This is a genomic window from Maribacter sp. 4G9 (assembly GCF_002742265.1).
Classification (GTDB): Bacteria; Bacteroidota; Bacteroidia; order Flavobacteriales; family Flavobacteriaceae; genus Maribacter.
The window spans coordinates 1-10036 of sequence record NZ_MDGL01000061.1 but is presented as its reverse complement, the minus strand read 5'-3'; the positions used below and the strand labels follow the sequence as shown (position 1 = coordinate 10036).

6 protein-coding genes are annotated in these 10036 nt (G+C 41.1%); 5 read left to right on the top strand and 1 reads right to left on the bottom strand.

Going from position 1 to position 10036, the window contains the following annotated elements:
* Positions 1 to 12: 12 nt before the first annotated feature.
* From BFP75_RS08315 to BFP75_RS08295, 5 genes are read left to right on the top strand one after another with little or no spacing between them, the layout of a single operon-like run.
* Positions 13 to 1212 carry a DUF2062 domain-containing protein gene (locus BFP75_RS08315; RefSeq protein WP_317044516.1) on the top strand — a complete coding sequence of 400 codons (1200 nt, stop codon included), beginning with the start codon at positions 13 to 15 and terminating at the stop codon, positions 1210 to 1212.
* A complete protein-coding gene (locus BFP75_RS08310; RefSeq protein ID WP_099544777.1) occupies positions 1205 to 4888 on the top strand; it encodes a 1-acyl-sn-glycerol-3-phosphate acyltransferase in 3684 nt (1227 codons plus the stop codon). Before BFP75_RS08315 ends, BFP75_RS08310 begins: the two co-directional genes overlap by 8 nt.
* On the top strand, positions 4885 to 6435 hold the full coding sequence (locus tag BFP75_RS08305; protein ID WP_123803362.1) for a phytoene desaturase family protein: 1551 nt from the start codon (positions 4885 to 4887) through the stop codon (positions 6433 to 6435). Before BFP75_RS08310 ends, BFP75_RS08305 begins: the two co-directional genes overlap by 4 nt.
* The gene (locus BFP75_RS08300; RefSeq protein ID WP_099544776.1) at positions 6435 to 7310 is read left to right on the top strand and encodes a cupin-like domain-containing protein; all 876 of its coding nucleotides are present in this window, start codon (positions 6435 to 6437) and stop codon (positions 7308 to 7310) included. The genes BFP75_RS08305 and BFP75_RS08300 overlap by 1 nt, the downstream gene beginning before the upstream one ends.
* Positions 7311 to 8972, top strand: coding sequence for a C45 family autoproteolytic acyltransferase/hydolase (locus BFP75_RS08295; protein ID WP_240531741.1), 1662 nt, complete (start codon positions 7311 to 7313; stop codon positions 8970 to 8972).
* A 284-nt stretch (positions 8973 to 9256) separates the two neighbouring features.
* On the opposite strand, the gene BFP75_RS08290 is transcribed toward BFP75_RS08295, so the two are convergent.
* Entirely contained in the window at positions 9257 to 9589 is a 333-nt protein-coding gene (locus BFP75_RS08290; protein ID WP_099544775.1) for a single-stranded DNA-binding protein, read from the bottom strand.
* Positions 9590 to 10036: the final 447 nt, after the last annotated feature.

Here is a 10036-nt window from a genome sequence, read left to right as displayed (position 1 = left end):
AATCAAAACCAAGTGCCAGACCAAGCATCCATAATGGAGAGAATGCAACAATGGCGTTGCTGTGTACTGATACCAACGTACAATAATGAAAAATCATTGGCCAGGGTATTGCGGGATGTATTGCGGTTCACTTCGAACATCATAGTAGTTAACGATGGTGCCACGGACGGCACCCTTGAAATTTTACAAGGCTTTTCCAAGATCCATCAAATCCATCTTGAAAAAAACCAAGGTAAAGGCAAGGCCCTTAGGACCGGATTTACAGAAGCCTTGGACAAGGGGTATGAATATGCCATTACCATGGATTCCGATGGGCAACACTTTGCGGACGACATCCCCGTATTTTTGGATGCCCTGGAGAACGAGGCAACAAAAAATGTACTGTACATAGGAGCCAGAAACATGGCCCAGGCCGATGTACCGGGCAAAAGTAGTTTTGGTAACAAATTCTCCAATTTTTGGTTTTGGTTCGAAACAGGAACATGGCTAGAGGATACACAATGTGGGTTTCGTCTTTATCCATTGAAGGAAATTGAAAAGCTATCCCTTTACACACCCAAGTTTGAATTTGAAATTGAGGTGATCGTAAAGGCTTCATGGAACGGAACCTTGGTCAAAAACGTACCGGTTAAAATAGTATATGATGACGTGGACCGTGTCTCCCATTTTAGAACGGTGCCGGACTTTACTCGTATTAGCATCCTGAATACTTGGTTTGTCCTGGTTACTATTTTCTATATAAAACCCAGGGATTTTTTTAGAAAGGTTAAAAAAAAGGGGATTAAAAAATTCCTGCTGAACGATGTTCTGGGAAGTAAGGATACTCCTGCGAAAAAGGCCTCCTCAATTGCTTTGGGGGTTTTTATAGGTCTCAGCCCTTTGTGGGGACTACATACCCTATTGGTACTTTTTTTATCCTTTCTCCTTAAACTGAACAAGCCCATTGCCTTTGCCTTTTCCAATGTAAGTTTGCCGCCTTTTATTCCATTTATAGTACTAGCAAGTCTACAGACAGGTAGTTGGATTTTAGGGGAATCCTTTACCTTCTCTTTGGATTCCATAAATGAAAATTTTAATTTCCTGATACATTTAAAGGCTTACTTGTTGGGGAGTATGGTATTGGCCCTTACGGGCGCATTACTTTTAGGCGGAATAGGCTATCTTACCCTTACATTTTTTGGAAAGCGGAAAATGGCCGTGAACAATGGGTGATTTCTTTTTTAGGACATACAAACATATTAGAAAACATAGGGGAATCAGTGTCTTTCTGCTACTCCTTGTAATTGTAGGTCTAGCATTTTGCGTTTCCAAGGTACATTTCAAGGACGACATCACCGCCTTGATACCTTCCAATCCAGAGACAAGACGCGTTCAAAAAGTATTAAAGTCCATCGCATTTACGGACAAGATCATTGTGAACATTGAAAAAGGGGAATCGAGTTCCGTGGAGGAATTGACCCTGTTCGCGAGGGACTTTGTAGACAGTCTCCAAGAAGGCTTTTCTGGGTATGTAAAAAACATTCAAGGTAAGGTAGACGATGCCCAGGTCTTGAACACACTGGATCTGGTCTATGACAATCTGCCCCTTTTTTTGAACGAAACCGATTATAAGGAAATCGAAGGGAAGCTTTCAAGGGATAGTATCCAACTTCAAATGGAGCAAAACTACCGTAGCTTGGTGTCCCCCTCTGGAATCATCGCAAAAAAAACTATCATAAAGGACCCCTTGGGACTCTCCTTTATTGCTCTTAAAAAACTTCAAAAAATAGGGGTTGCCGAGGATTTTATCCTTAAAAACGGCTTTTTGTTGAACAAGGAGGAAACCAATATCCTACTTTTCATCACCCCTACGTATCCCTCAAGTGCCACCGTGGAAAACAGACCGTTGGCCGATGGACTTTATGAAATCCAGCGAAAACTGAACGACACGTATGGCGACAAAGTGGATGTTTCCTTTTTTGGCGCCGCTTTGGTAGCGGTGGCCAATGCCCAACAGATAAAGAACGATATTATTTTTACGGTAAGCATAGCCATGGTGGTGCTACTTGTACTTCTTATGGTCTTCTATAGACGGGTTACCCTTCCTTTTATACTGTTTGCCCCTACCCTTTTTGGGGCGCTTTTGGCGTTGGCTCTTTTGGCTATTTCCCGTGAATCACTTTCCGCCGTATCCTTGGGCATAGGAGCCATATTATTGGGGGTCACCCTGGATTATGCCCTGCATATATTAACCCACATAAGAAAAGGGGAGGAACTGCAACTCATGTACCGTGAAGTGGCCCCTTCCATTTTAATGAGCAGTCTAACAACGGCTTCGGCCTTTTTATGTCTATTATTTTTAGAATCCCAAGCCTTACAGGATTTGGGGATTTTTGCTTCGGTGAGTGTGGTTGGTGCGGCGGTCTTTTCGTTGTTGTTCATTCCTCAGGTATACGCGTTTGAAGGAGTTAAAACGGAAAGTCCTGGCGTTCTGGAGAAAGTGGCCGCGTTCGAATTCCACAAAAACACATGGGCAATCGGCATCATTGTCTTGGGGCTTATCATTAGTGTTTTTTTCTATGACAAGGTTCGTTTTGACCAGGACATCGCCAAACTGAATTTTGAATCTGAAGTATTGCAAAAGGCCCAAAAAAAGTTGGAGTCGCTTACGGATTTGGAGTCAAAGTCCGTATATCTATCCACCTACGGAGCAGATCGGGAGAAGGTTCTGCAAGAGAACGATAATATCTATGCCGAGTTACAGCAGCTTAAAAAGGAACAAAGCATCATAAATTTCACCTCGGTATCCAGTCTAGTGAAATCCAATAGGACCCAAAAAGATAAAATAGCGCAATGGCAAGACTTTTGGTCCCAAACCAGGAACGACTCCTTACGGGAAAATATAAATTCTAGTGCCCAAGGCTTGGGTTTCAAGGCTGGCACCTTTCAAAATTTTTATACTTGGCTCGATAGCGATTTTAAACCAATGCAAGTAACTGATTTCAAGGATTTCCCCGCCTTGAATATCAATGATTACATTGTCTCCGATAGCTCCGGAACAACGGCCACATCCTTGATCAAGCTGAATGAAGAACAATATCCCATAATCAAGGAACATTTCTCCCACAATCAAAATACACTCCTGATCAACAGAAAGGAAGTGAACGAGTCCTTCCTGGGCACTCTAAAAGAGGATTTTAATCGTTTGCTTTGGTTATCCCTTATAACCGTAGTCATTATTTTGGGCTTATTTTACAGTAGCCTTTCCTTTACCTTGGTAACGGCCATTCCCATTTTTCTAACGTGGTTCTTGACAGTGGGCGTTATGGGACTTTTGGGCATTGAATTCAACATATTCAACATTATCATTTGCAGTTTTATTTTTGGATTGGGAGTGGATTACAGCATTTTTGTTACCAATGGATTGCTTACAGAACATCGAACGGGTACCCAATGCCTTCCCACGCATAAAACCTCCATAATTCTTTCGGTCATTACAACAATTGCCAGCGTGGGCGTCATGATTTTCGCCAAACACCCGGCACTTTATGCCATTTCACGGGTATCGTTAATTGGTATTTTCTCCGCAGCTTTTGTTGCCTTTACCATACAACCCTTATTGTTTCGGCTATTTATAGGCAATAGAAATAAGCGACCGATTTCTCTTCGGTATTTCATCCATTCCGTAGGTTCCTTTTTATATTTCGGGTTGGGCGGAATACTCTTTTCCATTTATGCCTGGATTGTTACCCTTTTCAATCCCAATCAGGCTAAAAAACAAAATCTTTGGTTCCACAAAGCGGTCTCCAAATTGATGAAATCCGTTTTATATACCAACCCTTTCGTTAAAAAGCAGGTATTGAATCCTTCAAAGGAAACTTTTGAAAAACCGGCCATGTTGATTTCCAACCATACTTCCTTTCTGGATATTTTATGCATCGGCATGTTACATCCCAAGAGTATCTTTTTAGTGAACGATTGGGTGTACAACTCTCCCATTTTTGGGAAAGCCGCCAAATTAGCTGGGGCCTATCCTGTTTCCGGGGGTGTGGAAAATGGCGAAGTATACCTAAAGGAAAAATTGGAACAAGGGTTTTCCATAATAGCGTTTCCAGAAGGAACCCGCTCCACCTCCAACAAAATAAAAAGGTTTCATAAGGGGGCTTTTTATTTGGCCGAAAAATTTCAGTTGGACCTCATCCCCATATTGATACATGGTAATTCCGAGGTGTTGCCCAAAGGCAGTTTTGTAATCAGGGATGGTCGTATTACCGTGCAAATCATGCAGAGAATACCCTTTGGGGATACCCGATTTGGGGAAAATTATTCCCAACAGGCGAAAAAGGTTGGTGCACAATTTAGAAAAGAATTTCAAAAACTGCGGGATAATGTAGAAACCAAAGATTACTGGAACAAAACCCTTTTGGAGAATTTCAGGTATAAAGGGGATACTCTTTTCAATCGGGTGAAATTGGATACAGAACAAAACAGTGCAACGTATCATGAATTACTAAAGTTAGTTCCCCCAAAAACAAGTATCGTCCATCTATCAAGAGACATGGGACAATTGGATCTGCTATTCTCCTTGGATTCAATAGATCGAAAAATGCACACCTATTTGGAAAACTACGAGGCTTCAACCGCTTTGGAGCAGAATTTCCTATTTCATAATTACGCCAGGATTACATGCTATACTTCCATATACGATGCGCTTTCAAATACCGCGGATATACTACTTATTAATTTGGATAACTTTTCGTTTTCCTCCATAGAAATAAGGAACTTTAAAACCATCATTCTGCTAAAAACGGGCAGGTTATTGGATTACAGAGAAGTTTTGTCCTCAGATTTCCTGGTTACTATGCAAAATGATAAATTTATTGTTCTTAATAAAAAACCATCAAATTGAAAGCGCATTACGATGTCATCATTATCGGCAGTGGTATGGGAGGCTTGGTAGCCGCCAATATCATGGCTCGGGAAGGCCGTAGTGTCTGTGTTTTGGAAAAAAACAATCAGTTTGGAGGCAATCTACAGACCTTTGTTAGGGACAGGACGATTTTTGACACCGGCGTGCACTATATAGGAGGTCTGTCCCCGGGTCAAAATCTATACCGCTATTTTGACTATCTAGGTATTTTGGATGGACTTCATTTAAAAAGAATGAATTCGGATGGTTTTGACATCATCACCTTTGATAATGATGATACCGCTTATCCCCATGCCCAGGGCTACGATAATTTTATCGCCCAATTGATAAAGAAATTTCCAAAGGAAAAAAAGGCCATAGCAAGCTATTGCGAAAAACTTCAAGCCATTTGTAACAAATTTCCTTTATATAATTTGGAAGAGGGCAAGCCTTATGGCAACGATGCTGAGATATTTCAACAAACCGCAAAGGATTATATTGAAAGTATTACTGCAAATGAGAAGTTGAGGGCGGTTTTGGCGGGGTCCAACCTGTTATATGCAGGCGACCCGGATAAAACGCCGCTATACGTTCATGCCCTATCCATTAATTCTTACATTGAAAGTGCTTATCGCTGTGCGGATGGCGGTAGCCAAATCACCAAATTGCTGATTAGAAGACTTAAGGAAAATGGAGGGGAGGCTTACAAGCACAGTGAGGTAGTAGATATGACCTGTAAGGACAAGAAGTTGGAATCGGTAACTTTAAAAAATGGCAATACCGTCTCGGGGGACATTTTTATATCCAACATTGAACCCAAGCATACATTACGGATGATCGGGGAGGAACATTTTAGGAAATCGTACACGAGTCGTATTCAAGATATGGAAAGTATTATATCTGCCTTTAGCATCCATATCGTCCTTAAGCCCAAAACGTTCAAATATCTGAACAAAAATTATTATCATTTTAAGGATTATAGAAAAATTTGGGAGGCACATAATTACACTGAACAGACTTGGCCCGAGACCTATATGGTTTCCATGGGGGTTCGCAAAAACCAGGATGAATGGGGCGAGCAACTTACGGCCATCACGTATATGCGATATGAAGAGGTAAAGGAATGGGAAGACACTTATAATACGGTAGCCCAAAAAAATGAACGTGGAAAGACCTATGAAGCATTCAAAAAATACAAGTCGGAAATCTTCCTAACAGAATTGGAAAAAAAGTTCCCTACTATTAGGGAATGTATCCAATCCGTGTATGCATCAACACCCTTGTCCTATCGGGATTACATCGGAAATCATCAAGGTTCCATGTATGGCTATGTAAAGGACGTAAACGATCCACTAAAGTCTTTTATATCGCCCCGTACCAAGATTGAAAACCTCTATTTGACTGGTCAAAGCCTGAATATGCACGGTATTCTTGGCGTAACCATCAGTGGGGTGGTTACCTGTTCCGAAATCTTGGGCGGATCCTATTTAATTAACAAGATCACCAACGAACTTTCCAGTAAGACCAACAAAAAAATGACTGTCTAATGGGTACGTTTAAAACAACTCCAATTACCGTATTGGAAACAATTTCTAAGGAAGATTTCATTGAAAATTATTATAAACCCCAAAAGCCGGTTTTACTCAAGGGATTGACCAAGGATTGGCCAGCGTATAAAAAATGGACCCTTGACTATATACAGAACAAAGCCGGGGACCAAATTGTACCTCTTTATAACAACGAACCTGCCAAGGACAAGCAAAGCGTATACGCCCCGGTCCAAGAAATGAAACTGGCCGATTATATTGAAATCCTAAAGACCAAACCCACCGACCTTCGTATATTCTTTTATGAAATCCTGAAGAAAATGCCCGATTTGGTGCACGACTTCGAATATCCGGACATAGGCCTAAAATTCTTCAAAAAATTGCCCGCACTCTTTTTTGGCGGTGGAGAATCCAAGGTTTTTATGCATTATGATATCGATTTGCCAGATAGCATGCACTTTCATTTTGATGGACATAAACATGTGACCCTCTTTTCACCGGAACAGACAAAATACCTCTATCGGGTTCCCTATTCCATCCATAATCTGGAATCTATCGATATGGACGATCCCGATTTTGAAAAGTATCCTGCCCTACAATATGCTGAAGGTATAACGGCGAATATGGAACATGGGGACGCCCTTTTTATGCCTAGCGGTTATTGGCACTATATAAAATATCTGGATGGCGGCTTCTCCATGACGCTCCGCGCGCTTCCCCGAAACCCCAAAAGATTCGCGAACATGCTTTATAATGTATTGGTCATGCGCAATTTTGACAACTTTACCCGAAAGCATTGGGGACAGAAATGGTTGGATTACAAGGATAGAAAGGCCATAGAAAAAACGCATAAGAACATCCTTAATCTCACCTAATTGGGAAAATTAAAAATAGCATACCGTGCAATTACACTCATTCTATGTATAGGTGTTCTTTCCTCTTGTGGGGTTAGGAAATCCCTACTAGAAAAACCGGACATTGCCGCCTACGAAACTCAAATTCCCGAGCGAAAAAAAATCAATGATTCCACCTATAGCATAGCCGATAATTTTCTACGAAAGAATAAACAGGGGCTTTGGGAGCTCCATGTCAGTGGAAATTCTTTGGAATTGGGTTTAAAAACGGGAAGCCTTACCCAAGAATTGTTCAACGAACAGGAGGACATTTTCGTAAAGAAGATAGATGAACTGGTCCCCTCCAAGGGCTATCAAAATTTGCTGAGAAAGTTCTTGGCATGGTTCAACCGGAAAATGTACCTCAACATAGATGCCCAATATAAAACGGAGCTCTATGGAATATCCAAATATGCCTCCCCCAATTATGATTATATCGCCAAACCCTATCAGCGCGTCATGTATTTCCATGGAGCACATGATATAGGTCATGCACTACAGGATTTGGCTTTGGTAGGCTGTTCCTCCTTCGCAGCCTGGGGCGACAAAACCGAGGACGGAAAATTATTGATCGGCAGGAATTTCGATTTTTATGCAGGTGACGAATTCGCCAAGAACAAAATAATTGCTTTTGTAGAACCAGAAAATGGACACAAATTCATGTCGGTTACCTGGGGAGGTATGATCGGGGTAGTCTCCGGGATGAACGACCAAGGGCTTACCGTAACCATGAACGCCGGAAAGTCCCAATTTCCATTGATTGCCAAAACACCGGTTTCCTTAGTTACACGCGAAATTTTGCAATATGCTTCCACCATTGATGAGGCCATTGCCATTGCCAAGAAGAGAGAGGTCTTTGTATCGGAATCGATATTCGTGGGTAGTGCCAAGGATAAAAAAGCGGCTATTATTGAGGTTTCACCGCATAATTTCGGAGTCTATGAGGTGGAAAATAACAATCAGTTGATCTGTGCCAATCACTTCCAAAGTGCCGCCTATGCCAATGATAAAAAAAATCAGAAACATATTTTGGAAAGCCATTCCCAATACCGATACGAGCGTATGGAAGAACTATTGGAAGAAACACCCAAAGTTGGTCCTGAAGGTGTGGTTTCCATACTGCGGAACAAAGAGGGCCTGGATGAAGAAAGTATCGGGTACGGGAACGAAAAGGCCTTGAACCAATTGTTGGCCCACCACGGTATTGTTTTTCAGCCCGAAGATTTATTGGTCTGGGTGTCCAGCAATCCCTATCAATTGGGTGAATTTGTAGCGTATGATTTAAACAAGGTCTTTAACTTACCCAAGGTAACGAACCAGCCTATAACACAGACCAACCTGAATATCCCTAAAGACCCTTTTTTACAAAGTGAGGCTTATAAAAATTATGAGCGGTACAGAATGTTGCGAGATGAATTGGAAGATGCCATTTCTGGAAAAGCCCATATAGACCAATCCCGGTTAGAAAATCTGGTTGCACTCAACCCCAATTTTTGGGAAGGGTATTTTTTGGCCGGTTTATATAATTACAACATGGGATATGATTATGTCGCCGAGAAATATTTTGAAAAGGCCTTGGAAAAAGAAATCACCACAGTACCTGACCGGGAGAATGTGGAACAGTATCTACGTAAACTGCGATAACTAGGGATTTAAAAAAAATAACCCCGAAACCCATAAAGGGCATCGGGGCATATCAAATTTCAATTTAATTTGACGAGCATTCGACATTGAAATCTACACTGTATAGGTGCAGAAGCTAATAAGAATGTCCCTTCGAGCGCAGTCGAGAAGTCTTTTTGAAATCTTCAAGTCGCAGTAGGTCTCGCATCTCGACTGCGCTCGATATGACAGCTCGACCTGACAATTGTAATAGAATCATGAAAGTCAAATGGATAATGTCTCTCAAATATTGAACTCACATTACATTATTTTCCCAACATCAATAATTCATTGCACCGAATTTCCGTAATATATCTTTTTTCTCCCTCCTTGGTCTCATATGAGCGGTGGGTAAGTTTACCTTCTACAGCCACCTGTTTTCCTTTGAGCAAATAGTTCTCTACAATTTCTGCCGTCTTCCCCCAAGCAACGATGTTATGCCATTGGGTGTCGTCTACTTTCTCGCCTTTGGCATTTTTGTAGCTCTCGGTAGTGGCTAATGAAAATTTGGCCAGTTTGGTTCCATTTTCCATAGTGATAATTTCTGGGTCCTGTCCCAAGTTTCCAATCAACTGTACTTTGTTTTTAAGTGCGTTCATAATGTTAATTTTTTGCGTTAAACAGTTAATATTATCAAGCCTCCTTGACTTGACAGGACAAACATATTTTAAGCTCAAAAGATTACTCGGTTCTGAAACACTTATTTTCGTTTGTAATCGTTTACAGTCGTTTGTAAACTTTTAAAATACATAATATCAATTATTTATAATGAATATATTAATACTAAAATTATTTAAATTATATTTCAGTAGAAAAACAAAAAGGGTAGATTCCAATATTCAAAATGAGCCCAATTAATTAAATCTATTGACTTAGGTACTTAATCAATAACGATAGAAGTAGTAAATTCGGGGAAACAAACATCAAGAACATGGAGCAAAGATTCAAGAGCATGTCCCTTTTCGACTTTATGGAGAAATTCCCGGACACGGACAGCTGCCTGTCGCATCTGGCCTGGCTAAAGTGGGACGGGGGCTACAGGTGCC

Bases quoted from the DNA above. Each gene is read 5' to 3' on its own strand.
- BFP75_RS08310 (WP_099544777.1), top strand. From the start codon at position 1,205: ATGGGTGATTTCTTTTTTAGGACATACAAACATATTAGAAAACATAGG.
- BFP75_RS08300 (WP_099544776.1), top strand. From the start codon at position 6,435: ATGGGTACGTTTAAAACAACTCCAATTACCGTATTGGAAACAATTTCT.
- BFP75_RS08290 (WP_099544775.1), bottom strand. From the start codon at position 9,589: ATGAACGCACTTAAAAACAAAGTACAGTTGATTGGAAACTTGGGACAG.